This is a genomic window from Mesorhizobium sp. BH1-1-4 (genome assembly GCF_020165665.1).
In the GTDB taxonomy this organism is placed as follows: Bacteria; Pseudomonadota; Alphaproteobacteria; order Rhizobiales; family Rhizobiaceae; genus Mesorhizobium.
In genome coordinates this window covers 284,273-311,166 of record NZ_JAIUIN010000002.1, presented here as the reverse complement: position 1 = coordinate 311,166, position 26,894 = coordinate 284,273, and the positions used below count along the sequence as shown (strand labels likewise).

Below are 26,894 nucleotides of genomic sequence, written 5' to 3'. Positions count from 1 at the left end.
AGCCGAGGGAGGTCAGAATGGGGTGCGAGGGCGGAGCCCTGTCACCCCCGCCTTGGACAAGGGATCGTCACCGAAGGGCGGAGACGCGAAGCGGCTTCAAGCGCTTGCGTCTAGTGCCCGGTCCTGCGCAGCAGGATGACCGCTCTAACTAAAAATATCGCCCTATGGTCTGACCCGGCAGCGGCCAGGCGTGAGGTATCCAGTGGGGCGGCTTGGATCTGTCGTCAGGTGTTGAATGGAGCAACGACATTGGAGATGCTGGGACATCACCGAGCTTCTCCCAAATTGCGGAAGTCGCGGCCTCACCAACCGCATCTCCAACCATGACGTGATAAATTGGCGTGTGATTATTCGCGTACAAGCGTATCTCTGCCAGCAAAATCGTCCTGTTCAGGTCACCGAAAGCGAGTGTACGAAGAATGTATCCCTGCCCCTCGTTTGGTGGAGGAATGTCGAAACTTCCACCGACGATATAAGAGAGGTTCTTCTTGAGGCCCAAAATGTACGGCAGACAGATGGGGCGAAAATCATCAGGGTTCAGGTTGCATAAAATCTGCCCATAGCCGATCTTCGCCAGCAGTCGCCCGAAGCTGTCAGGAACGTGCCTGAACTTCGCGGTGAGCTTGATGTCAAACTTCCGTTCAAAGTCATCCGCTTTCTTATCGTCCATCACTGCGGAGAACTGCCACGCACCGGAAATGTCGGTGGTCTCAGGTAGGCCTTCTAAAAATCCGGCCCTGTTCATCTTGTAAAAAATGAGCGGCGCCGGATAGTCCCGATACGCGACCCTCACCTGCCGGTTCGGATTGTCGGGATCGCGCAGCCTGATATGCGTGGGGCGCGCCTTCTTTCTTCGGCTTGGGGCGTCGTAGCTGATACGGGCGTCGCCCCACATGTCACGGGCAACGTCCTGCTCGAATTTCTTCGTTATGTCCGCGCAAGCAAGGCAGCTTGCATCCTCAAGGATATGTTGGCCGCCCAAGGCCAATGGAAGGAAGTGCTCATCGGTGAGCGCTTCTCCCGTTTTGCCGCAATAGATGCATGCTCCCTTCGTGGGAATCCTGGTTGGCCCATACGACATAGCCGTCTCAACATCATGCGTTCAAAAGCTACTGCCCATTTGGTCTTTGCGTATCTGCTTTCCCTTCATGGTATAGTTGAGCATGCAAACTGCAACGGACAACTTCTGGGACATTCTATCGCAAGACGAGGCGGAATCTGCGCAGCGCGTCATTGGTGAGCTGAACGGAATAGCCTGGGCCGCGCCCTTGATCGCGGGCATCCGCGAGAATGGCGGTATTGTGCACGCCAACAAGGATCGGCTCTTCGAACTGCGGTTTGCCTATGCCTTGCATCAGGCGGGTATAGCGCCGAGATACGAGGTTCCGGGCGAGGCACGGTCCACCGTCGACTTCGGCTTCCATTCAGGCGGGCAAGGCTGGCGTGTGGAACTGTTGCGGCTCGGGGAGACAAAAGCCGTCAAGGAGGCGACAGGATCACGTGTTGGGACTGATGGCGTACCTTCGAGCAGTCGCATTCTGCACAGTGACGCTGACGACCCCAAACAATCCGTCGAAGGTGAGACACTCAAGGCTGTCGAGCGGATTTGTCAAAAGGCTGACGCGGATGGCCGTCCGCATAAATTTCCTATTCCAGATGGCACCTATAATGTTCTGCTGGTCGATTTCCGGACGTTCATGAATGGCGGCGACGCGGCCGACCGGCTCCATATCGGTCTGGGAGCTGAATCTGTGACGGCACCTTACCGTATGTTCTGGGAGAACCGGCCTATCTCGGGTGTATTCAACACAGCTACAAATCTGCGTGGCGCTGCCGAGATGCGCGAGCGGGTGCATCTTCTCGGCTTCGTGCGTGAACGCAACTACACGCCGGGCGAATTTGCTGGCGTGACGCAATTCATCGCGAACCCTCGGCTCTTCGCCCACGCGGCCGCCGCGCACGCGGCCATGACGACCTGGCCACTGCAACCGACGCAACTTCTCAATGGAGCTTCATGACGACCTCACGGTACAGCCAACGCCATAAGCTGGGTATGTTGCGCTACGCTAAGAAGGCTGGATTTGTTCACTCTTTGTGCTATTCCTTCGAGGGATCAAAACACATTCCTCATCCATGACCGACCTTATCCATGACCGAAAAGAACACCCCGAACTGGATCGACGCCGACGAAAAATACGCTCTGCTTGGCCTCAACATCAAAGGCGACGAAGCAGGGTTTGCCGATGAGCAAATTTCACCAGGGCTTGCTGTCGTCACGCGAACCGCCTTCAAGATGCCGGTGCATTGGCGCGAATGGCTGGGCAGCATCCGTGCGGAGGAAGTCGAAGATTGCGACCTCTTTATTCTCAGCAAGCTCAAATCAAAGCAGCCTGGCGTGCTTGATGGAGAGAACCAGGCGCTTCAGGCGAAAGTCGGCCGTTTTTATAACAGCCTTCTGCTCACTAGTCGGTTTGCAACGGCGCACAAACCGGTAATCCTCACGGGATCACGTGAGGACAATGAAATTGACGTGCGGCAAGCGCAGGATTTGGAGTCACCCACGGCCTGCAATTTTCGGGGTTACCCGGAGGTCTCGCAAACCGAACTTCGCCATGCCGCAAGCCTTGCAATACAGCTCGACAAGCTTGGCGGGATCGCCAGTGGTGCCAGCCACTGGCGCCTCTTTCGGGTCTCACATCTCTATGTTTCCACCCGGCCCGAACAGGATTTGCTTCACCGCCTTCATCAGTATGCCCGGTGTGTCGACGGATTGATTTTGTCGAGCCCCGGAAACGGCGCAAAGCAATTCAAGAGCCGGACTGAACTGTTCATCGGGCCTCGCCATCACACTCTGATGGGAGAAATCTACGAAACCCGCAGCGAGGTTGAACACCTCCACGAGGACCGGCTTCTCGAGCCGTTCGAGCGGGAAAAGCGGCTTGAGTTGCTTCGAAAGGAAGCGATCATTGAGTACATCGCGCGAATGGCGTTGAATCGCATCCTGTCGAACGAAGCCCTTTGGCCCCATTTCGCAAATCGCGCCGGCTTGACCACTTTCTGGGGCCTGCCACCGGATGAACGACAAAAAATCTGGGGTAATCCAATCGACCCGCTTGCCGCCCTGGCAGACTTTGATCCGCAATACATCCACAATGGAGAATTGGGGGCGTAGTTCAGCGTTGGCACAGCCAGTTGTGGACAGTTCTATTGGATTTGCCGCCGTCATTTGACGTGGAAACAAGTCCAGCTCTAACTTCATTTGATGTTTGAAATCACCAGTGACGACATAGCGGCATTAAACGATAGGGACTTGCGGAGCCTGATTGGGCTTCTTTGCGAGGCAACTTTGCGGCGCGCAGGTCTTCCTGTTTCCGCCGCAACCTGGGGCGGTGATCAAACCGCCAAGGATGGCGGGCTTGATGTGCGTGTCGCGCTGCCTGCGGGAACCAAAATAGAGGGCTTTATTCCGAGGGCAGCAACCGGCTTTCAGGTAAAAAAGCCGGATATGCCTGCCGGGGAAATTCCGAAAGAGATGAAGCCCAAAGGCGTCCTGCGGCCGGTCATAGAGGATTTGGCCGCCGAAGACGGATCCTACATCATCATCAGTTCAAGTGGTTCGACGGCCGATTTTGCCTTGACCAATCGCCGAAAGGCGATGGCCGAGACCGTCAAGGACATTAAAAACGCTTCAAAACTGCATCTCGACTTCTACGACCGCAACCGTATAGCAACCTGGGTGCGCGACCACCCCGGTTTGATCCCTTGGGTTCGCCATCGGATCGGAAAATCCATTGCTGGTTGGAGATCTTACGGCGACTGGTCTTTCGCACCTCCCGATGCCGAGAACAGCTATCTTCTTGACGACAAGGCACGCATCAAGACGGGCCAGAGCGAAGATGGTGACGGGTTGTCCGCCGTTGACGGCATCAACCGCATCCGCGATGCCCTTCGGAACCCCGGGCAGGTGGTGCGCCTCGTTGGCCTTTCGGGCGTTGGCAAAACGCGGCTGGTCGAAGCCTTGTTTGACAACACAGTAGGCACGGGTGCACTGGACCCTTCGCTCGCCGTTTACGCGGATATAGCGGATGGGCCTGCCCCCCAGCCCAGGGGCCTTGCTTCCGACCTCATCGCGGCCGGAACGCCGGCAATCCTGATAATCGATAATTGCCCGCCGGAAACGCACAAGCATTTGTCGGATGTGGTGCGTGCTTCGGGGTCAACGGTCAGCGCCATTACCATTGAATACGACATCCGGGACGATCAGCCGGAAGGCACCGATGTCTTCGCGCTGGAAACGTCTTCACTGCCCTTGATTGAAAATTTGGTATTGCGGCGGGTGCCAGGGCTATCGCAAATCGATGCACGCAGGATTGCCGAGTTTTCCGGTGGCAACGCGCGAATAGCATTGGCGCTGGCCGGCACCGTAGGGAAAAGCGAAACGCTTGCCGGCCTTACGGATACGGACCTGTTCAAGCGGCTTTTCCAGCAACGCCACGGGCATGACGCGGGGCTGCAACAGATCGCCGAAGCCTGCGCGCTGGTTTATTCGTTCGAGGGTGAAGCCCTGACAGGCGACAACGCAGAATTGCCGGTACTCGGCGCGCTCGTGGGAAAAACCGCGCGGGATGTATTTCACGCCGCTGCCGAATTGAAACGGCGCGACCTTCTACAAGCGCGTGCGGAGTGGCGAGCAATCTTGCCGCATGCTATCGCCAATCGGCTGGCGGCCCTCGCGCTCCAGAATATCCCCTATTCCATGATCGAAACCGATATCGTGCATGGGCCATCGGAACGCCTGTTGCGGTCCTTTTCCCGGCGTCTTGGCTATCTCAACGGCAGCAAGGAAGCGCAAGCCATCGCGCGCGGTTGGTTGGGGCCAGGAGGGTTTCTTTCAGACGTGTCGAAGCTGAGCCCATCCGGCCGGGCGCTATTTGACAATATCGCGCCGATCCAGCCCGAGGTGACTCTCGCCGCACTTGAGAACGCATTCTTAGAGGCTGACGATGATACATTGCTGGGAGCCACGCATTTTATACGCGTGCTGAACGCGCTCGCCTACGATGCCGCGTTGTTCGAGCGCGCCGTTGCGCTGCTGTACAGGTTCGCAAGCATCGATGAAGAGAAAGACGGAGAGGCTGCCAAAGCCACCGCGCCGCTCTTCTATGTCGCCTATTCCGGAACGCACGCGCCTCTGGCAATGCGGCTCAAAGTGGTGGATGGCCTCCTGAAGTCGGGTAAGCCTGCCGAGCAGCATATTGGCATCAAGGCACTCAAAGCGATGATGGCGGCGGAGCACCTTAGCCCCTATTCCACCTTTGAGTTTGGCGCGCGCTCGCGGGACTATGGCTACCACCCTAAAAACGGAGCGAGCGTTGGCGCCTGGTTTGAGGACGTGCTGAACGCCGCGGAACCTTGGGCTACAGGAAACACTCCGGTTACGGCGCGCATTCGAGAGGCCATCGCCCAGCGGTTCCGGGGACTCTGGGTGCGTGGCGGCCGGCTCGATGCGTTGGAGCGCATTTTCAAAGCAATAGCCGGCAGTGGTTTCTGGCGCGACGGATGGATCGCGGTCCGGCATACACGGCAATATGCAGGAAAAGCACTGCCGCCTGAGTCCCTGCGCCGCCTTGTTGAGCTGGAGGAATTTCTTAAGCCGAAGAACGTGATGGATAATGTGCGGGGGATCGTCCTCGGTGACAGGGGTGGCACCCTTGAGGACCTGGACGATGATGAGGAAGTAGACATTGTCGAGCGGTTGAGGCGTGTCGACGTTGCTATTGTCGAATTTGGAAAAGAGGTCGCCGCCGAACAGAACACATTTAAGGTCCTCCTCCCCGAACTCATTGCGGGGCATGGGCGGCTTTTTGAGTTTGGCCGAGGACTCGCCCTGGGTGCGGATGAACCGCTGGTCATGTGGAAGGCTTTGGCAGCGCAGGTAGCAGCAACCGAAAAGCCGAACCTGCAACTTCTTCGCGGCTTCCTGAATGGACTTCAGACGAAGAACCCCAAAGAAATACAGGATCTTCTTGATGAGGCTGTCGACGATGCAACGCTCGGCAGATGGTTGGTGGATCTTCAGACCAGCGTCCCGATAGACGAGGCCGGCGCCGGTCGCCTTCGCCGCGCGCTGGAGCTTGGCAAGGCCACCGTCCACGATTTCTTCGGGTTGGTTGGCGGGCGCGTATGTGATCCCATACCCGGCCCGGCATTCCGCGACCTGCTGCTCGCCATTGGCGCCAGACCTGGGGGTGATGCTATTGCCCTCGAAATCCTTTTGATGCGGCTGCATTCGGACGGCAACGAGAGACGGGCGCCATTGCCCGAAACACTCGAAGCCGGGCGCGTACTTCTTGGCCGGCACATTTTTGAGCGACGCTCCGAACAGGCGGACCGCAAGGATTACACGCTAGGGGTCGTCGCCAGAAATTCTTTGAGGGGACCAGAGGGCGTGCCCATCGCCCGGAAAATCTGGCGCGATCTAAAGACAGCTATCGAGAAATACGAGGTTTATTCCTGGGAGCAGGACGACCTTCTTCAAGCCCTCTTTATGACACAACCGACAACAACATTGGATGAGATGGTCGCAGGCACCGAACGGGACCGCAACAAGAGCATCGGCGTTATTCACGATACCATGCACCACCATCCTAACCCTGTCAGCGCTGTTCCGGATGATGTGATTCTGGCGTGGTGTGCTGCCGATCCTGACTTGCGCTATCCGTTTGCAGCTGCCGTAGCGCTCCTTTTTGAACAGCCCGGCGATAAATCGTCGCTTGCGTGGCGGCCGATCGCCAAAGCGCTGCTGGAACGCGCACCCGATCCGGTTGCGGTCCTCAAAACAATCATTGAGAACCTTTGGCCCACAAGCTTCGAAGGATCATTGGCTACCGAATACGAGATGCGGTTTCACCTGCTTGACCGCCTGGACATCGGCACCCAGCCGACCCTCCTCGCCGCCCACCAAGAAGCGCGCACGAAACTGGCCGCCGCGGCAGAAACCGAGCGACGCAGGGAGTTGCAAGAAGACCGGGCGGAAAGCAGTCGGTTCGAGTGACGAGCCCATGGCCGCGCAACGTGTCTCGTGTCTTCGATCAATACCCTTGGTCGCCTCCATCGCCTCGTTTGAGAATGAAGATGTTGTCGGCTCGGCCGCCAGCGTGCAATCCTTCGAAATTGCGGCCGCATTCCAAAACCCGGCGGCAAACGCGGCCGCCGTGCGCGAAGAAGCGGCGAAAAACATGTTTCGCCTCACCAGCGGCGCGGAGCTTGTCAGGCCGTTTCTCGAAAGCTGGACGCTCCTGCGCGAGAGCTTTATGCACAGCGAAAAGCGCACCGGTGAGGTGGTGGCAATTTCGAAATCCGACTTCGCCGGCAACGCCAGTGCAAAGACGTTGACCTCCTCAACGATCGGATGCACGCACCGGACGATATGCTGCGGCAGCTTCAGCGCCTGCATCGCGGCCTCGCCGCAGATATCAGGCAACGCGGCGACAAGCGCATTCCCGACGCAGACCTTACAACGCGCGCTTTCATGGAAGACGTCATACGCATCGGCGCGGAAATTGTCCGCCCCGACAACCCGGGACTTCGGATTCTGCAAGCCTGGGGATTTGGGCTATCGGATATCGGCCCTGACACAACTCTCGCCGACCTTGGCGATATGGCGGTTTTTCGGAAGAAACTGGAAGTGCTGAACGCGCAATTAAACCTGCCATGGCCGGAACTGGTTGCGGGAGTAAGGGAGGACCGATTGCCCTCGGGCATTATCTATAATGCCATGCGGCGCTTTCATCCCGACACACGCGAATGGGATGGCGGCGAACTGACTGACCGCTATCTAGCCGGCCTCGCAGCCTATGCCGATGTGACTTACGTCGACAAGCGAACCCATGAAGCTTTCAGGATTGCCCGGCAGAAATCGGAGCCATTTGCCGCCCTCGACCGTCATATCGAAAAGACCGGAAGCTATGACGCGATACCCGGCCAGCTCACAGCCTATTTTGCCCAAGCGGCAGCCAGCTAACCTCTAACGCCGCCTTCAATACGGCACGTCGACCACAGCGCCTGGCTCCTTGTCGGCAAACTCCCAAAAGCGCGTGACAGCGCGCATATACCGGGCAAAATCACAATCGGACACTTCGGGTGTTGATGACCAGTATATAGATCAAGGCAGTGACAGATTTTGTCAGCATAATGCAAAGGCGCGAAATTCGCCTAAATGCGCTTGGAATCCGGCTTTCAGGGAACCGTCAGAAATCGGCAACTGCCGGGAAAAGTTAGGCAGAGGCGGGTTTGGCGCCTTGCCCTGGGAAGACATTCTCGTCACTGCGGTCCCTCTTCGGGAGTTAGATCAAATGACAACAACAGGTCGACTGCAGCTCTCGCGCGAGCAAGTGTTTGCACTTCTGCAAAAGCAGGAAGAGCGTGAAGCGCAGCACCGCGAGCGTATTCGGCAAGCTGTGGCTGCGAGCGACGTGCCGCTGCCGGAAGAACTGGCACAAGCCCTTATCGAAATGAACAGCCGGCATATGAGTGTCATTCTGCGGGACCATGCCGGGTATCCGCTTGCAGAGCGGCGAAACTCTTACCTTGTAAGCCTCGCCATCATGGAACAATCTCTCCAGGATTTATTGGTCGCCATCGACGTTTTCGAAAATGCCGCCCTGTCGAAGGAGTCGAGTTATTTCCGGCCCGGCGGGGAGGATGAATCGGGCAGGACCGAGCGCCGGATTCAGAAGGAATTGTTTGCGACCGCAAACGCGGCGGCTTCACTGGTCGATCATGGGCGCCGGGTTCATAAGCTACACCCGCTTCCGGACTACAATTCCAAACGTGCGGAGTCTTTTGGATCGGACGGCTTGCATGAGTTCGTGATTGGCCTTCGCGTGATCCTTTACCACCTCCACGCGCTAGCACCCGGATGGCTTATTGAGGGCAATATCAATGCGACTTTCACCTTAAATAAGGACGAAGTGGAACGCATCGTAGAAGCCTACGCCGATGGCTTCAGCGCCAACCTTCCCGCCATCAAAAGCTATATCGAGGCTGCATCCGAACATATCGATCTGCGCGAGGTGTTCCTCGACTACAGAGCTCGCATGGCAGCGTTCAATGGATGGATGAAGAGGGAACTTGAAGCCGACACACTGATTGCCTTGCGCGACTACGATGCCCTTAACGAGCGGAAGGTTGTTGCGGACCAGCGCATGTTTTGGAAAGCGATGACCGGCAACTGGCTGCGCAACTGGAAAGTGCCGCCAGATCCCCATGACCACTTGCCGAAATACCTGACGCAACCGCAGCTTGATGAAGTGTACAAACTGCCCCGAAACTCAAAGGAGCAGGTCGATCTCGTCATTGCGTTCATGGACAAGAAAGGCATTGTGGATGATGCCTTGCGGGCTGACGCATATGAACTTTTCTGGCGTTCGACGCCGCAACAATAATACCGTCTTGTGCTTGTTTGCGCACGGCACCCCGTAATTGCTTCGATCTACCCCGCCAATTATTCCACCAATTGAGATTTTCACCTTGTGGGGCTCGGTCTCAATTGCCATCACACGGCATGCCGGCGATAGGAAAAGAATGCCCGTTCAATAGTGGGTATTGCGATGTAGCGGCATTCCGCCTCGAACGCCCAGATATGAGCTTCGATCAAAGTCGCAACACTGCGGATCCAAACCGCCCATTTTTTATCCGCGCGCAAAACTCAGCTGCAGGCTCAACGCAGAAAGTTCGAAAAGCTAACCCCAGTCGACACGCCAAAAGCGGCAGAATTTTAGTTATGGAACCAATTTATATATTCATCTCAATTACTTAGCTTCTCATAATATCCATTATGTTAAATGCGGGCGGTGATTGCCAGTGCCGAAAAGGCCCGCCGCCACTCCAGCGCGTCTCTACCTGGGCGTTGTGGGGCCGCCAAGCGGCGACTCTTGGGGCGTGCCGATCGGGGGCGGATCTAGTCAACGGTAGCCGCCTCAACGATAAGATTCCAATGTCGAGGGTGAAGGCTCGACCGCCAAGCTGCTCCACGTTCTCCGCACGTAGGCTGTGAACTCCGCACGCGTCATCACCGTGCGGGCGTCACACAGATACCTAAACGCATGCCCGACGGCCTTCTCCACCTGGGCAGGTGTAGGTGTGAACTCGATGTTTGGCCAGAACCAGGAAAGAAATCCGAGCATCTTGGCTTCATGTCGTCTGGCTAATATAAGTTGCCCATGGCAACAGTCCATAAATGATTAAGTATATCAGCGGTTTGTCGGGCCGGTTTATTGCTGTTTAGGAGATCGACTATACGATCATGGATTGTGGCGTGCGGTTTCACAGCAAAGGCTGAGGCTGCACTTAAATGGGGCACGCCCGATGTTGATTCGCGTGGTCGGGCGCACTGATCAGGGCAAAAGAGAATGAACGCATTTAACGAGGACACTCCGGATTCCCATCGTGTGATCCGGCGGCGCAAGCTCGGGCTTCTGACGGCGGCAGCGGCAGGCGCGCTTATCATTGGTCATGGAGAGGCCCTGGCCGCGTGCGCCACGGGCCCGAATGTGGTCAATACCGATACAGGCCCGGTGAGCAATTCCGGAGCGGCCGACTGCATCAATGTCGAGAACAGTGACGTCAGCGGCGATGTCACGAATACGCCAACGGGTGTGCTGACCTCGCCCGGGCAGGCCATCAGCATCGTGGACAACGATCCGGTGCTGACCACCATCATTTCGGGCAATGTCCAGAACCAAGGGACAGCAACCGGCGTCGAGGGCATTTTTATTGGTGGCGCCACTGTTCAGGGTGCCATCAGCAATAGCGGCACGCTTAGTGGTGGCTTTTACGGCATCCGCCTGTTCAACGGAGCCTTAGCCGGCAGCATAACGAATGCCAGCAGCCTCAGTGGCAATGTCGAAGGCATCCTCATCGACGGCTCGACTGTCATCGGCGCCATCAACAACGAAGCAGGCGCAACCGTTACTGCCGGTGCCAACGGCATCCGCCTGGTTAATGGCGCCTCGGCTGGTAGCATTGCCAACGCCGGCGCACTCAATGTTAGCAGCGAAGGCGTGCTCGTCCAGGGTTCGACGGTGGCTGGCGCGGTCACTAACAGCGGTACCATCACTACAACGTTTCACGGAATGCGCGCCATCGAGGACGCGACTGTGGGAAGCTTCACCAATAGCGGCACCATTACCGGCGTTGGCGGCGCGGGCATCGGCGTCTACTCCGGTGCGGACGTGCTTGGCGCCATCACCAACGCGCAAGGCGGCACCATAGCCGATGCCATCGGCGTACACGTTTCAGGCGCCGGCAGCACTGTAGGAGCCGGCATCTCGAACGCGGGAACGCTCAACGTTACCGGGGAAGGCATTCTCGTGCAGGGCGGAACGGTGACGGGGGCGGTCGACAACAGCGGCACCATCACGTCGAACGCGCACGGAATGCGTGCCATCGAGGGCGCGACTGTCGGAAGCCTCTCCAATGGGGGGACGATAACTGTCGCCGGTGTCGGGATGGGCGTTTATTCGGGCGCGACGGTGCAGAACGGCATCACCAACACCGAGGGAGCCTCGGTCGTCGGCTACATCGGCGCCCATATTACCGGAGCCGGCTCTGTCGTGAATGGTGAGATCGCCAACGAAGGGAGTCTGAACGGTAGCTTCGCGGGAATTTCATTAGATACTGGAGCGACAGCGAACGGCGGCATTCGCAATGCGGGAATCATTACCTCCACCGGATCCGGCATCGCAATGGGCGCTTCAACCCTTGCCGGTGGCATAACCAATACCGGAACTATAACCGGCGGCGCCGTCTACGCGATTGAAATTCAAAGCATGACCGCGTTCTCCGGCAACATCACTAATAGCGGCACTATTGAGGGAAACAGCGGTATTTTTGCCGCTGGCACGACAGTTTCCGGAGCAATCGTCAACAGTGGTAACATCACGGCGGGCGCAACAGGCGTATATTTCCTCAATGCCGATGTTAGCGGTGGCATAATTAACGAAGCCTCCGGACGAATTGTGAGCGACCAGGGCATCATTCTAGCGGGCGCTAGTGCCGTTGCACACACCATCACAAATGATGGGCTTATCAGTGGCAATTGGGGAATTATCTCCGATAAAGATACCACTATCAATCAAAGGGCTGGATCGATTGTTGGTGATAATTCGCTTTCGAATGGCGTCTCGAGCGATGATCAATTGAACCTCAGTGGCGGCACGATGACCGGGACGACCAGATTCGGTGCCGGCGCCGATGGGATGCTGTGGACCGGTGGCACGATATTCGCCACCGACTTCGGGGCTGACGACGACAGCGCGATCCTGCGCGGTCTCACACAAGCCACGATCGGGACCACCGTTATGAATGGCGGACTGGGCACCGATGCCCTCACTTTTGATGCCACAAAGGCAGTAGGGGGGGCACAGTACCAGAATTGGGAGACGGCCCAGCTCATCAATGGCTCAGAACTCACGCTGAACGGTAATTTCGTCCTGGGCGACACAGGAACGGGCACCGGCGACTTCACCATCGACTCCAGCTCGGCCCTTTTGGCCGGAGGCGGTAACTTTGGCGTGGTGCCATTCACCCAGGGCCAGCACGGTACATTCAGCAATGCCGGCCTAGTCGACCTTACCAATGGCGGAACTGGCGCCGGCGACACCTTTACGATCGGGGGCAATTACGTGGGCTCCAATGGTGTGCTGCACCTACAGACAGTGCTGGGCGGTGATGGCTCCGACACCGATCTCCTGCAGATCGACGGCAACAGCACCGGCAACACTTCGGTAATGGTGACCAACCTCGGCGGCATCGGTGCGCAAACTCAGGAAGGCATCAAGATCGTCAATGTCGATGGCGCGGACTCCTCGGGCAGCTTCCATCTGCTCGGCGACTACGTCTTCCAAGGCGACCAGGCCGTGATCGGCGGCGCCTATGCCTACCGGCTTTACCAGAATGGCGTGAGCACGCCAAATGACGGTGATTGGTACCTTCGTTCCGCGCTTACCACGCCCGGCAACCCGCCAGGCCCGCTCTACGCGCCGAGTGCGCCCCTTTACGAGGCCTATGAAGGCGTGCTGCAGACCTTCAACGAACTGGGCACCTTGCAGCAGCGCGTCGGCAACCGCTCATGGGGCGAAGGTGCGACGCCGGAAGGGGCTGATGTCCCCGGCCAGGGTCCGGTCGACGGTGGGGCGATCTGGGCGCGGATCGAGGCGGCACATGCCAAGCTCGATCCGAAGACCTCGACCACCGGCACCGACTACGACGTGACGACCTGGAGGCTCCAGGCCGGTGTTGACGGCCTGCTGCATGAAAACGAGGCCGGCGTGCTGATCGGCGGGATCACGGCCCACTACGGCACGGCTTCGGCGGACATCTCGTCGATCTATGGGGTGGGCTCGATCGCAGCCACCGGCTACGGCGTCGGTGGCACGCTGACCTGGTACGGCAACAGCGGCTTCTATGTCGACACCCAGGCTCAGGCGACATGGTACGACAGCGACATCCGCTCGGCCACGCTCGGCACCACGCTTGCCGATGGCAACAACGGCTTCGGCTATGCGCTGAGCATCGAGAGCGGCCAGAAGATCGCGCTGTCCAGCAAGTGGTCGCTGACCCCGCAGGCACAGCTTGCTTACTCGGATGTCCGCTTCGACACATTCACCGACAAGTTCGGCACCAGGGTGTCACCCGGCAGCGGTGACAGCTTGGTCGGGCGGCTCGGCCTGTCGGCGGACTACGAGGACCAGTGGGCGGATGCCGCGGGCCAGGTCAGCCGGACGCACCTCTATGGCATCGCCAACCTTTACAACGACTTCCTCGACGGTACCGATGTCGATGTCTCAGGTGTGAAGCTGGTCAGCCAGAACCAGGCTCTATGGGGTGGTGTCGGCATCGGCGGCACCTACAGCTGGGCGGACGACAAGTATTCGCTCTATGGGGAGGCGCTGGCCAAGACCGGCCTGGAGAACTTCGGCAATAGCCATGTGCTTTACGGCACTGTGGGCTTCCGCATGTCGTGGTGAGGGTTAGCCTCTGATAAAAGAAGGCCCGCTGCTGTTGCGGCGGGTCTCCTTGTTTGAATTCCAGGATCTGCCTGCCACGGCGTCGGCTCCTTTGCGGGTCGCCACACCAAAGACACCAGGGATCGCGGAAATTCGCCGTATGAAGTGCTGGCAGGCGTTGTGATCGAGGGCCGAAAGATAGGGCCCCTCATCCGGGTGCCGATCGGCGGCAGATCTAGTCAACGGTAGCCGCCTCAACGATAAGATCGCCAATGTCGAGCGCGAAGCCTCGACCGCCAAGCTGATTGACGTGCTCTCGCACGTAGGTTGTGAACTCCGCACGCGTCATCACCTTGCGGGCATCATTGAGGCACCTAAACGCATGCCTGACGGCCGTCTCTGCCTGTGCCGTTGTCGGGCGGCGCCAATCTTCGTTCATGAAAACCACCACGCAAGCGGGATCAACAGGAGGGTGAGGACTATGCTCGGCCAAAAACAGGCGATAAACTCCCGTACTATCTCCCGCGCGTTGCTGGTGCGGTCTCGCTTGTACATTTCGCGATGGTCCTTGCGGTAGATCCGGAGGGCAAGCTTTCGTTTAGCCCGACAGCTACCCGCTGCCGCCCTGACATTTCAAGATGGTTCACTCGCCAGTCATGGCTCCTGCAGCAGCGCGGCTGTCCTGTCGAGCGCTCCCGCAAAACCCTTCAGCGAAAGAGCCAGATTCGTCTCCTTGCCACCGTCGGCGACGACCTTCACCTTAAGGCTGGATCCATTGCGCAAGGCCGACAAGGTGTCGTCCTCGAAGCTTAGATTGACCAGGCAACCGCCAGGAAGACAGGTGCGGAAGCGTAGCGCCGGAAGCACGACACCGTCGTCGATCTGAAGCGTCACGCCTTGGTCCAGCGCCAAGCCGAATGGCAGCACCAGTGTTCCCTGGACGGCCTGGCCACTGGGGCGCAGTTCAATGGCCAGCACCCGCTGGCGCGACTGCGCGTCGGACTGCTCCTGGGAAAGTGCGCACGCTTTGCTGGGGGCGCCGTTCTGCGTCGTGATGTTGCAGGACACCGTCCAGTCGCCGTGCCCTTCCCTCAGCGAGGTTGCGCCTCCCGGCAGGCCGGCCTCCTGCGCAAAGGCCGAGATGGCAAAGCCCAAGACCAGCAGCGCGGTGGCCACCAGCAGGACGCTTCTGCCCCAATTCTTCCGCTTCATGATTTTGTCCGTTCTCTCATGCATCCATCCGGAAGCGCGCATTGCTCCCGGATGGTCGATATCTCCGCTCTGCAGCGCGGCTCGCGTCTACCATTTCACGTTGAAGCCGAGCTTCGCGCCGATCGACCGGCTGTCGCCGAAATCCTTCAGGCTCGACTTGGCGAAGGCTTCGCCGAAGACCGAGTAGCGGTCGTCGGCCCAGGAGAGCGAACCGCCGATACCCACTCCACCCCATAACGGCTGGTCGTGCTCGTGGAAGCCAACTCCCGATACGTCGACATCATTGCCGTCGAGGAAATCGTAATAGAGGTTGGCGATGCCGTAGAGATGCGAGCGGCTGACCTTGCCTTGCGTGCCGGTCCAGGCATCCTCGTAATCCAGCGACAGGCCGGCGCGGCCGGTCAGCATATCGCTGCCGCTCAGCGACACCGCAGCGTCGAACGGATCGGTGAAGCTGCTGAAGCGCACCGAGGAATAGGCGAGTTGGGCCTGCGGCGTCAGCGTCCACTTGCCCTGCAGCGCGACCTTCTGTCCGGCCTCGATGCTCAGCGCATAGCCGAACCCGTTGTTGCCCTTGGCGAGATCGTTCCCGAGCGTGGCAGACTTGAGGTCGCTGTCATACCAGGTCACCTCGCCCTGGGCGTCGGTATAAAAGCCATTGTCGCCGTACCAGGTCAACGTGCCGCCAAAGCCGTAGCCGGTGGCCTGGATCGAGCCGACACCGTAGATCGAGGAGATGTCGGACGAAGCGGTGCCATAGTGGAAGGTGAGGCCGCCCAGAAGAATGCCTGTGGCATCTTCATAGAGAAGGCCGTCGAAGCCAGACTGCAGCTTCCAGGTGGTCACGTCATAGTCCGAGACCGTGGTCGCGCTCTCCGGGCTCTGCTTGGTGTGCGCCCCCTCGATGCGGGCCCAGATCGCACTCTGGGTGGGCACGCTACCGATCTCGTCGGCGCCCTGGCTTGCGCCGGTCCAGGAACGGTTGCCAACGCGTTGCTGCAGAGTACCGAGCTCGTTCAGGCTCTGCAGCACGCCGGGATAGGCCTCGTAAATGGGCACGGCCGGCGAGTAGAGTGGCTGCGGCGATCCGTTGATCAGTGCCGAGCGAAGATACCAGTCACCGTCATCGGGGCTGCTCACGCCATTCTTGTAGAGCCGGTAGGCATAGGCGCCGCCGACCACCGCCTGGTCGCCCTGGAAGACATAGTCTCCGGCAAGGGAGAAGGTGCCGGCCGACGTGCCGCCGACATCGATGATCTTGATGCCTTCCACCGTCTGCCCGCCGCCGCCGCCGAGATTGGCGACTTTGAGCGTGGTTGTGCCAGCGGTGTTGCCGGTGACCACCAACCGGTCGGTGGCGGAGGTATCGTCGCCGAGCACGGTCTCGATCTCCAGCGTTCCGCCATTGCCGGTATAGTTGCCGGCAATGGTGAGCGTGCCCGGCACACCCGGATTGCCGGCGGCGATGACGCCGCCTGCGGCAGTGGTCGTGTTGCACACGGTGCCGGTGCCTTCGAGGCGCCCGCCGGAAAGCACATTGACGTCGCCGCACAGGCTGCCCGAGACGTTGACGGTGCCGCCGCCGATCGCGGTGGTGCCGGTGAAGCCGGACGAGTCGGCCGTCAGCGCCAGTGTGCCGCCGCCGCTCTTGGTCAATGCACCGGCGCCGGAGAGCACCCCGTCGAGGGTCAGCGTGGCGCCGGCATCGGTCGCAAGCGTGCCCTGGCCGAGGATGTTAACGTCCCGGCCGCTGGAAAAGCTTGCCGTGGTGTTGAGCGTGCCGCCGTTGAAGGAGAGCCCGCCCGCCGCATCGCCGAGATTGGCATCGGCCGAGACCCGCAGCGTGCCGCCATTGACCGCCGTGCCGCCCGTGTAGCTGTTGGTGCCGGTCAGCACCAGCGTTCCGGCATCCGTCTTCACGAGCTGGGTGTCGCCGGTCAGCGCCGAGGCGATGGTGGCCGTGTAGCCGGCGCCGGCACTGGTGCCGTCGCCCACCCGGATCGTCGACTGTGGCCCGATGAGCCCGATGTCGCCGCCCTCGATGACATAGCCATCGGTGGCGAACTGCATGCCGGCGGCCGTCACCTGGCCGAGCCCGTTGTCCACGGTCACCGTGCCGGCGCTGCCTGCGAAGATGGCCAAGGCGCCGTCCGAATAAGCGGCGTTGATCAGGCCCGTCTGCTCGGTCCAGTTGTCGTTGCCAGAGGAACTCTGCCAAGTGCCGTTGCCGCCATTAATGGTGCCATCGAACTTCGGACCGGCGTCACCATCCCAATAGTTCAGGTTGAGCCCAGCCGTGTTGACCAGGTTGACCTGGTGGTCGACGGAGGTCTGGACGAAGTAATCCGATGACGGGATGGATCCGACCGAAAGCCCGTTGTTGGTCAACGTGCCGCTGTAGTCGAAGACGCGGTAGATGCCAGGGCCAAAGCTGCCGCCGGCCGACACGGACACATTGAGCGTGCCGTCGAGAACGAGATTGCCACCGACCGTGGTCAGGTCGTTGTAGGCGCCGCCGGCGACATTGGCCTCGCCGAAGGAGTAGTTGAGGATCGAGCCGCCGGAGAGCGACAGATCGCCGGCAATCGCCAGCGTTCCTGGCGTCCCGTCGGCGGATCCCGGCGACAGCGTGGCACCATCGGCGACCGTGACGTTGCCGCCGATCGTTCCTTTGCCGCCGAGCGTGGCGCCGAGCTGCACCGAGGTCAGTCCCGTCGCCGTGCTCTGGTCGCCGTCGACATAGAGGCCGCCTGCCGCAACCGTGGTGGGTCCGGCATAGCTGTTAGTCCCGGTCAGCGTCAGCACCGCGATGCCTGTTTTATCAAAGCCGCCGGCGCCGGCGATCAGACCAGAAAGCGTGAGATCGGCATCGGTCTGGAACGTGCCGTTACCCGCATTGAGCGTGACGTCACGGGCCGAGCTGAAGGCTGCGGTGTTTTGCAGTGTGGCGCCATTGTCGAGAGACAACGCGCCCGCCGCATCGCCGAGATTGGCGTCGCCCGAAACCTGCAGTGTGCCGCCTTCGATTGCGGTGCCACCGGTGTAGGTGTTGGTGCCGGCAAGCACGAGGGTTCCTAGGTCGGTCTTGACGAGCTGCGAGCTGCCCTGAAGCACGGAGGCGATAGTCGCCGTGTAGTCGGCTCCAGGGAGGGTTCCGTCGCCGACCCGGATCGTCGATTGCGGCCCGAGCAGTTCGATGTTCTGGCCCTGGATGACATAGCCGTCGGTAGCGAACTGCATGCCGGCGGCCTGGACCTGGCCATTGGTGTTGTCGACGCTGACCGTACCGGCAGAGCCGGCGAAGATTGCGAAACTGCCGTTGGTGAACGCGGCGTTGAGGTCGCCGGCCGGCCCAGTCCAGTTGTCGTCGCCAGCCGCCCGCCAGGTGCCGTTGCCACCATTGACAGCGTTGTTGCTCTTCGGGCCGGCGTCGCCGTCCCAGAAGTTGAGCGTCATGGCGCTGATATCGACGAGGTTGACCTGGCCGGCTATCGAGGTCTGAACGACGTGAGTGGGCGAGTTGCTGTCCAGTCCGTTGTCGGTCAGCGTCCCGTCGTAGCTGATCACACGATAGATGCCGGGGCCAAAATTGCCGCCGGGGGACTGGGTGACATTGATGGCGCCGTTGAGCACCAGATTGCCATGGACCACGGTCAGGTCGTTATAGGCGCCGCCGACCACGCCGGCCTGACCGAAGGAGTAATCAAGGTTGGAGCCACCAGCCAGTTGAAGACTGCCATTGATGGTCAGCGTCCCGGGTGTCGCGCCGAGGCCGCCGGGGGCCAGCGTAGTGTCTGGCGCCAAGGCGACGTCGCCGCCTATTATACCATTGCCGCCCAGCGTGCCGGCGTTGACGGAGGTCGGGCCGGTTGCGGCGCTCTGGTCGCCGTTGATGTACAGAGAACCGCCCAATACCGACGTCGAGCCGGTATAGCTGTTGTCGGCGGTAAGCACGGTGGTGCCGGAGCCAACCTGTGTGATCTGGCCGCTGCCGGAGATCAGGCCATCAAAGCTATAGATGTCAGAGCGATCGAAGCCGAGATTGCCGTTGTCGACAACATCGCCCAGGATCGAGCCCGTAGTGCCCCCGGAGCCAAGCTGCAGAACCCCGCTCGCGATGGTCGTGCCGCCGGTGTAGGTGCTGTCGCCGCTGAGAGCCAGAAATCCGGGGCCGCCCGCGGTGAGCCCGCCGGTCCCGTCAATCGTGCCGGCCAATTCCACAAAATTGTCGACGTTGATGGCACCGCCACCGGCGTCGAGCGTTGCGTCTCGTCCGGAAGTGAATCCGAACCCGGAGACATGCAGCGTGCCGTTGTCGAACGTGACCTTGCCGGCTGCATTGCCGAGATTGGCATCGCTGCTGACCTCGATCGTGCCGTCGTTGATGACAGTGCCGCCCTGGTAAGCGTTGGCACCGGCAAGAATGAGCGTGCCGCCGCCTTCCTTGGTAAGAGCCCCTGCCCCTGAAACGATGCCGTTCAGCGAAAGGCTGGTCGCGGCGTCCGTGTCGAAAGTGCCGCCACCGGCATTGAGCGCCACGGCACGCGCCGAAACAATATCAGCCGTGGTATGGAGCGTGCCGCCATCGAGCGACACGCCGCCGGAAGCGTTGCCGAGATTGCCGTCCGCCGAAATCTGAACCGTGCCGCCGTTGATCGCGGTCCCACCGCTGTAGCTGTTGGTCCCCGACAGCACCAGGGTGCCGGCATCGGTCTTCAGCAACTGGCTGGCGCCCGTCAGGTTGGACGCAATGGTCGCGACATAGGCAGCGCCGGCCAGCGTGCCGTCCCCGACGCGGATGATTGACTGCGGGCCGACCAGCGCGATATCCGCACCCTGGACCAGGTAGCCATCGGTGGCGAACTGCATGCCCGCGGCCTGCACCGCGCCATTGGTGTTGTCCACAGTCACGGTGCCCGCGGCACCCTGGAAGATGGCGAAGCTGGCATTGGCGAAGGGTGCCGCGAAGAGACCGGTTGCGTCCGTCCAGTTCTGGTCGCCGGCGGCGCGCCAGGTGCCGTTGCCGCCGTTCACAATGCCGTTGGAATGCGGGCCGGCATTACCGTCCCAGTAGCTCAGGGTCAGGCCTGCCGAATTGACCAGATTGACTTGGTGGGCGACCGAGGTCTGCACGAAGTAGTTCGGGTCGGTGACATTGAGCCCGTTGTCAGTCAGCGCGCCATTATAGTTCATGACGCGGTAGACGCCCGGGCCAAAGGTGCCAGTCGCCGTCTGCGTGATATTCAGCGTGCCGTCGAGCGTCAGGTTGCCGCCGACATTGATGAGGTCGTTGAACGCGCCGCCCGGCACGTTCGCCTCGCCGAAATTGACGTTGATCGCCGAAGTGGCGCCGAGAGCAAGATTGCCGTTGATGGTGAGCGTCCCCGGCGCGTTGCCAGCGCCGCCGGGGCTCAAGGTACCGCCGTTAGCCACGGTAACGTTGCCGCCGATGGTGCCGGTGCCGCCGAGCGTCGTGCCATTGCCAGCGGTGGTCTGTCCGGTGGCCCCCGACTGGTCACCATTGATGAGCAAGGTGCCACCAAGGATGCTGGTGGGTCCGGCGTAGCTGTTGGCGCCGGTGAGCGTCACGACGTCGGTGCCAAGCTTGATCAGTCGGCCGGCACCAGAGATTGTCGCGCCGAATGTGTAGTCGCTGTTCAGGTTGAACGCTAGCGCGCCATCGTCCACCACCGTCGGCGTCGTCAGAGTGCCATCCGTAGCGCCGTTGCCGACCTCCAGCGTGCCCGTGCCGGTCGTCACGCCGGCGCTGTAGCTGTGATTGCCGGTCAGGAATAATGTGTTGGTGCCCTGTTTGTTGAGGCTCTCGAAGCCAGTGACGTTCGCCCCATCCAGTGTACGGGGCAGATTGTTGACCACCTGCAGCGTATCGCCGGCCCCTGTCTCACCGCCGGTGCCAGCGTTGACCATTCCGGAGATCGCACCGCCGTCATTGAGCGTCAGCGTGTCGTTGCCGGCACCCAGGTTGAGCGCGCCGGCGCCTGTGTTCAACGTCCCGGTCAGATTGACGACGTCGCTGCCGCCGCCGAGGTCGCCGTTGGCCAGAAGTGTTCCGCCGCTGTTGACGTTGATTGTGCTCGCGCCCGCGTCCCCGGTGATCGCCGCCTGCGTGGCCCCGCTCTTCTGCACGGTGCCGCTGACGGTCAATGTCGAGCCGGCGTTCATCGCCATCGCCGGCGTCGTCAGCGTCTTGCCAGCGTCGACCTGCAGCGTGCCGGCGTTCACGGTCGTCGCCCCGCTCGTGAGATTGCTGGCAAGCTCTAGCATACCGGCATCGACCCGGGTCGTGCCGCCGATGGTGCTGTCGATCGCCGAGGTCAGCCTTGTCGTGCCGGTGCCGATCTGGGCAATGTTGCCCGCGCCGCTCAGATTGCCCGCAAAAGCGAACGTGTCGCTGCGGTTGAACGACAATGTCGAGGTCGCGTTGGCGATAATGACATTGCCGGCGCCGGCATTGCCCGACGTGCCGCCATTGCCGATGATCAGGTTGCCGTCGTTGACGACGGTGTTGCCGGTGAAGCTGTTGTTGCCGGTCAGCACCCAGGTCCCGGTGTCATTCTTGGCGAGCGTAGTCGTACCGCCGGGACCATCGATGATGGCACCGCCCATCGTATTGAGGCCGGTGTTGGTGCCGCCCAGCGCGAGCGTTCGGCTGCCAACTCCGGTGTAGGCGGCCGACCCCGTATTGCTGAAAACGACCGCGCCGGTGCCGGACGATTCGATGAAGCTGACGCCGGTCTGCAAGGTGAAGAGACGGTCGGTCGTGTCGCCGGCGCCGGTATAGCGCAGCGTCGAGCCGCTGCCGATCACGAGGTTGGAGGCCAAGTTCGTCGATTGGCCGATCGAACTCGCATGGGTGCCATCGGCGAGCTTGTCGACGGCGAGCACGCCGCCACTGATCGTCGTAACGCCGGTATAAGTGCTCCCCGCGTTCTGCAGGACCCAGGTGCCGGTGCCGCTCTTGGTCAGCGCAGTGGCTGCGCCGGCCGGGTTGTCGATGCGGGCCGCAAGCGTATTGTTGGCCGTATTGGTGCCGGTCAGCGTCAGCGTGCGATTGCCAGCGCCCGAGAGGGTGACGGCCGCCGTGCTGGTGAAATTGATCGCGCCGCTGCCCGAAGCGTCAAGGCTGCCACCGCCGCTGCCCAGCGTGAACTGCCGGTTCGTGCTGCCGACCGCCCCGATATATTGCAGGGTGCCGCCGTCGAGCACCAAGTTGGTTGCGGCAGCGCTTGAATCACCGATTGAGCTCGCGACGCCGCCATTGTTCAGGCAGGTGACCGCAAGCACGCCGCCGGTGATCGTTGTACTGCCGTCATAGCTGCTGCTACAGCCCGACAACGTCTGCGTGCCAAGCCCGCTCTTGACCAGGCCGCCACCGCCAGCGATCGAGCCGCTGAAGCTCAAGCCATTGCTAAGGGTGAGCGTGCCAGACCCAAGAGCCACGCTGCCGGCACCCGCGAGGCCGCCAACGGTATTGCTCTGGTCATTAAGATCCAGAGTTGCGCCGGCGTTAACAGTCATGCCGCCCGAGCCAAATGCGCTGGTCGAGCCGGCGCGCAGGGCGCCCGCGGTCACGATTGTTCCACCGGTATAGATATTGTTGCCGGACAGAATCAACGTTCCCGCACCATCCTTGCGCAGGACGCCGCCCCCGACGACCTGGCCGCCAAACGTCAACGTCGTCGCCGCATTCGCCACGCCGACGGCCCCGGTACCGCCCAAAAGCTGGAATCCGCGATCGGTCGTCACTGTGCCGCCAGTATAGTTCAGTGCGCCGGTGTTAAAGACAAGGTTGGTGGAGGCGTTGTTTGAGGTGCCGATGTCGCTTGGCTGCCCGCCATTGGCCAGGCAACCGACGTTCAATACGCTGCTGCCTTGCAGGACTGTGGATCCACTGTAGGTGTTGTTGCATCCGCTGAACGTCTGCGTCCCCGCGGTCAACGTCACGCCGCCTGCAGAGGCGCCGCTGATTATACCGCTAAACGTGGCGCCGTTGCCGATGATCGTAAGCCGCGCCGTGCCCAACGTCACATTGCCCGTACCACCGAGCGCGCCGACGGTGTTGCCGAAGTTATTGAGGTCGAGCGTTGCGCCGGTGGCCACGTCCACAGGGCCGGAGCCGAAAGCACTGGTCGAGCCCGCCCGCAGGATGCCAGCGGTAACGGAGTTGCCGCCGGTGTAGTCGTTGGTGCCTGCAAGGATCAGCGTGCCTGCACCCGTCTTCGTGAGACGGCCGGGACCTGTAGCCGCGCCCCCCAGCGTCAGCGCGGTGGAGGCATTGCTTACCCCGATCCCCCCCGCAGAAGCCAGCGTGAAGCCTCGATTGCTTGTCGCTGTCGCACCGAGGTAATCCAGCTTGCCGCCGTTCTGCAGGACAAGGTTCGCGGAGGCACTGGTGGAGGCGCCGATGGAGCTGTTGACGCCGCCGTTGGCGAGCGAGGTGACGCCAAGTGTGCCACCGTTGACCGTAGTGGTGCCGGTATAGCTGCTGTTAGTTCCAGCAAGCGTCAGTGTGCCCGCGCCGTCCTTGACGAAGTTGGCGCCGTCGGGGCTCACCACCTGTCCGGAGAAGGTCAAGTTGCTGGCAGCGTTGGTGACCGAGATCGTGCCCGAGGTAGCAGCGCCCGATCGGGCGATAGTGAAGCCGCGGTCGGTGGAGGCCGTCCCGCCGGTATATTCCAGCGTCGCGCCCTGGATTACCAGGTTGGACGAATTGGCCGAGGCAGCGCCGATCGCGCTGGCGGATCCGGCATTGGCAACAGAATTAATCGAGAGAATGCCCTGACTAACGGTGGTGGCGCCGGTATAGGTGTTGCTGCCGCTGAGCACCACTTTGCCGGTGCCAGCCTTGCTGAAGCCGACAGCACCCGTGTTGTCGACAATGGTCGAGGCGATGGTGAAGGTGCCGCCACCGTTCTGCTGGATACCCAGCACGCCGCCGCCGAGCGTACCTGTCATCGATCCGCCGGTGATCGTCTGGCTTCCCCCGGTTACAGAAGGGGCGACAATGATCGTGCCGTCTACCCCAAGGGTCTGGCCGGCCGCTACGGTGACCGTGGAATTGGCGGCTGCCGTATACTGCAGGCCGCCGATTTGGATGCTGGACCCTACGGTGTTGAAGAAGGGCGTGTTTACACCGCCGCCGGCGTCGCTCAGGATCTGATTGGCCTGCCATTGGCTCGCATCATCCTGATTGACATAGTCGCCGGCCGTGAACGCGACGATGTTGCCGCCGACCACCTTGGCGTAATCCGACCCGTTGACGGTCGCCCAGCCGCCGAGCGCCCGATCCGGTCCGGCCGCGGTGATCGCACCGGCGGTGGGCAGCACGAAATTGGCAAGGCCGCCCGTGCGGGTGATGGGGCCGAGATTGACGGTCATGCTGCCGCCGATTCCGGAAGTGGCGCTCACCGTGTTGTTGCCCGTCGTAACCGTGAGGCCATTGAAACTCTGGACGTTGTTTTCGCCCGCAGCGCCTGTGATCTTGACAGTTCCGCCGTTCATGACCAGGGCTGAAGAAGCCGAGATGATGTTGCTGGTCGGCCCTGCCGCCGGTGAGAAGTCGAGAGCCAGCGTGCCACCGCCGACTGTCGTCGCGCCCGTATAGGTGCTGGATCCGGTCAGGGTTAGCGTGCCGGCGCCCAGTTTGGTCAGGCTGCCGCCGGTGCCAGCGATGCTGCCGCCGTAGCTGTTGTTGACTCCCGAGCCCAGATTGAGGGTGAGATTGGCGTTCCCCATCGCCACCGTGCCGCCGGTGCCGCTGAGTGAGACGGGCGCCAGGTTGTTCCCGTTGAGATCCAAAGTGCCGCCGTTGACCGTGACGTTAGTCACTGTGCCGAAAGCCGAAGCACTGCCAGCGCGCAGCGTGCCGCCATTCACGGTGATGGCGCCGCTGCGCGTGTTCGCGCCGGTCAGCACCCACGTAGCATTACCGCTGCTGACCAAGGTGCCGCTGCCGGATACAATTCCGGAGATCGTGTTGTCTGCACCGGTATAGCTGCCACCGAGCGTCAGGGTGCCCGCGAGGGACGCAGCCCCGCTGAACGTCAGTGCTCCGGAGCCGTCGTTGCGGATCGCGCTTGTCGTGCCGCTGATCGACAAAGTGCGATTGCTGGTTGCGCCCGTACCGGTATAGCTGAGGGTTCCGTTCGAGAACGCAATGCTGGTACCTGCGCCAAGGGAACTGTTTACCCCTCCAGCGGCCAAAGTGCCGACCTTGACGGTGCCGCCTTCGATCGAAGCAGCACCGGTGAAGCTGTTAGCATTACCGAGCGTTATCGTGCCGTTGCTGCTGGCGATGAACCTGAACGTGTTGGCCGTCGAACTGCTGAGGACACCCAGCGCCTGCAAATCAGCGCTGACGGCCGACAATGCGACAGAAGCACCACCCGTCGCGGCCATATTGCCGGTCAGCGTCAAAGTCCCGCTACCGAGGTTCTGGAGCAAGGCAGTCGGCGATCCGACACCTGTGGTGATCTGCCAGTTCCGGTTGGATGTATCGCCGGTTCCGGTGTAATTGAGGGCCGATACACCCGTATTGGCCTGGAGACCGATCGTATCCCCGGCACCCAGCGCGCTGGCTACTCCGATGTTGCCGATCGACGTGAATGAGGCCGCCGCTGCATTGTTTACCGCAAAGCTTACAGCACCGGTAAAGTTATTGGTGTTGTCGCTCAGATTGATCGAGCCCGTGCTGCCCACGGCGCCAACGATGAGGCCGCCGCTTCCCGTGAAGTGGGCGGAGCCCGTGCCGGCAACGCTCACAGTTCCTTGACCGCCAGTGAGATTGACCGTGCGTCCGGCCAGCGATCCGCTAGAACTCAGAGAGGCTCCGTTGGCCAGATTGACGATGTTGCTCGTGTTGCCCAGCGCCGCATTCGCGTTGACGGACAGCGATCCAGAATTGATATTAACGTTGCCAGTGAAGGTGTTGCTCCCGGACAGGGTCAATGCGCCTCCACCAGCCTTGGTGAGGCCCGCCGTGCCGGCGATGACCGCGCTGATCGTGGCAGCGCCGGTGATGGTGGGAGACGCACCGGCCAGGGTGAGCGTGTTACCGCCTGTTCCAGCAATGGTGTAGGTGGCGGTATTAAAGGTGAGGTTGTGCACGGTGATCGGCGCACCGAGTGTCACCGTGCCAACTGTTCCCTGGAAGATGGCATCGTCTAGTGCCGCGTTGTTCCAGATCGTGAATGGCCCGGCCACGTCATTGCCGGTCGTGTTCCACGAGGACGAGGTCGTGTCCCACGTTCCGGGCCCGCCGAGGCCGACGCCGGTATTGTTGAAGTCCCAATAGAGGTCGGCGGCCGACGCTTGACCTGGAGCCACCCCCAGAAACACCGTAGACGAGAGCATTGCGGCAGAGACCAGGTGCACCAGATTTGGCGCGAAGCTCGCCGTTTGGCCCTTCCATTTGGTCATGCGGCCGCCGCGCAGGAAATGCGAGAAAGCGGCCGCCGGCCGACAGCGTGACGCCTTGCCTTCACCTACACTTTCCTTCGACTGGCGCTGGGTTCCGCTTGCCTCGTGCCGGGTCGTCTGCTGCATGGTCAATCGCTCCGACGGCCTCACGGTCCGAACGGGCTCCATTCGAGAATGACGTTTGCTGCCTCGCCACCACCGGGACGGCATTCTGTCCGAGTGAGGCAAGGGTTG

At 61.0% G+C, this 26,894-nt stretch carries 11 protein-coding genes; 7 read left to right on the top strand and 4 right to left on the bottom strand.

The features are described from left to right. Positions 1-148: 148 nt before the first annotated feature. Positions 149-1,081: an HNH endonuclease gene (locus tag LB569_RS05015; protein WP_224691346.1), complete on the bottom strand. Its 933-nt coding sequence runs from the start codon at positions 1,079-1,081 to the stop codon at positions 149-151. Between the two features lie 82 nt (positions 1,082-1,163). Here LB569_RS05015 and LB569_RS05010 point away from each other — a divergent pair, with 82 nt between their 5' ends. From LB569_RS05010 to LB569_RS04980, 7 genes are all read left to right on the top strand, one after another. Continuing rightward, a complete protein-coding gene (locus LB569_RS05010) occupies positions 1,164-2,018 on the top strand; it encodes a hypothetical protein (RefSeq protein ID WP_224691345.1) in 855 nt (284 codons plus the stop codon). 131 nt (positions 2,019-2,149) lie between these two features. Further along, positions 2,150-3,172 carry a hypothetical protein gene (locus LB569_RS05005; RefSeq protein ID WP_224691344.1) on the top strand — a complete coding sequence of 341 codons (1,023 nt, stop codon included), beginning with the start codon at positions 2,150-2,152 and terminating at the stop codon, positions 3,170-3,172. A 90-nt stretch (positions 3,173-3,262) separates the two neighbouring features. Then, a complete protein-coding gene (locus tag LB569_RS05000; protein ID WP_224691343.1) occupies positions 3,263-7,054 on the top strand; it encodes a hypothetical protein in 3,792 nt (1,263 codons plus the stop codon). Between the two features lie 46 nt (positions 7,055-7,100). Then, the gene (locus tag LB569_RS04995; RefSeq protein ID WP_224691342.1) at positions 7,101-7,694 is read left to right on the top strand and encodes a hypothetical protein; all 594 of its coding nucleotides are present in this window, start codon (positions 7,101-7,103) and stop codon (positions 7,692-7,694) included. Beyond that, a complete protein-coding gene (locus LB569_RS04990) occupies positions 7,688-8,023 on the top strand; it encodes a hypothetical protein (RefSeq protein WP_224691341.1) in 336 nt (111 codons plus the stop codon). The genes LB569_RS04995 and LB569_RS04990 overlap by 7 nt, the downstream gene beginning before the upstream one ends. A 331-nt stretch (positions 8,024-8,354) precedes the next feature. Further along, positions 8,355-9,446 (top strand): hypothetical protein, encoded by a 1,092-nt coding sequence (locus tag LB569_RS04985; RefSeq protein WP_224691340.1) that lies wholly within the window; start codon positions 8,355-8,357, stop codon positions 9,444-9,446. 966 nt (positions 9,447-10,412) lie between these two features. Beyond that, complete coding sequence (locus LB569_RS04980) at positions 10,413-14,030, top strand: autotransporter outer membrane beta-barrel domain-containing protein (RefSeq protein WP_224691339.1); 3,618 nt, start codon at positions 10,413-10,415, stop codon at positions 14,028-14,030. A 214-nt stretch (positions 14,031-14,244) separates the two neighbouring features. Here the strand turns inward: LB569_RS04980 and LB569_RS04975 are convergent, their stop codons facing one another. From LB569_RS04975 to LB569_RS04965, 3 genes are all read right to left on the bottom strand, one after another. Continuing rightward, positions 14,245-14,448, bottom strand: coding sequence for a hypothetical protein (locus tag LB569_RS04975; protein WP_224691338.1), 204 nt, complete (start codon positions 14,446-14,448; stop codon positions 14,245-14,247). A gap of 215 nt (positions 14,449-14,663) precedes the next feature. Further along, on the bottom strand, positions 14,664-15,221 hold the full coding sequence (locus LB569_RS04970) for an invasion associated locus B family protein (protein ID WP_224691337.1): 558 nt from the start codon (positions 15,219-15,221) through the stop codon (positions 14,664-14,666). 87 nt (positions 15,222-15,308) lie between these two features. Next, a complete protein-coding gene (locus LB569_RS04965) occupies positions 15,309-26,786 on the bottom strand; it encodes an autotransporter-associated beta strand repeat-containing protein (RefSeq protein WP_224691336.1) in 11,478 nt (3,825 codons plus the stop codon). Between the last annotated feature and the right edge of the window lie 108 nt (positions 26,787-26,894).

Coding starts and splice junctions, on each gene's coding strand:
- LB569_RS05015 (WP_224691346.1), bottom strand. CDS start 1,081: ATGTCGTATGGGCCAACCAGGATTCCCACGAAGGGAGCATGCATCTAT.
- LB569_RS05010 (WP_224691345.1), top strand. CDS start 1,164: ATGCAAACTGCAACGGACAACTTCTGGGACATTCTATCGCAAGACGAG.
- LB569_RS05005 (WP_224691344.1), top strand. CDS start 2,150: ATGACCGAAAAGAACACCCCGAACTGGATCGACGCCGACGAAAAATAC.
- LB569_RS05000 (WP_224691343.1), top strand. CDS start 3,263: ATGTTTGAAATCACCAGTGACGACATAGCGGCATTAAACGATAGGGAC.
- LB569_RS04985 (WP_224691340.1), top strand. CDS start 8,355: ATGACAACAACAGGTCGACTGCAGCTCTCGCGCGAGCAAGTGTTTGCA.
- LB569_RS04980 (WP_224691339.1), top strand. CDS start 10,413: ATGAACGCATTTAACGAGGACACTCCGGATTCCCATCGTGTGATCCGG.
- LB569_RS04975 (WP_224691338.1), bottom strand. CDS start 14,448: ATGAACGAAGATTGGCGCCGCCCGACAACGGCACAGGCAGAGACGGCC.
- LB569_RS04970 (WP_224691337.1), bottom strand. CDS start 15,221: ATGAAGCGGAAGAATTGGGGCAGAAGCGTCCTGCTGGTGGCCACCGCG.
- LB569_RS04965 (WP_224691336.1), bottom strand. CDS start 26,786: ATGCAGCAGACGACCCGGCACGAGGCAAGCGGAACCCAGCGCCAGTCG.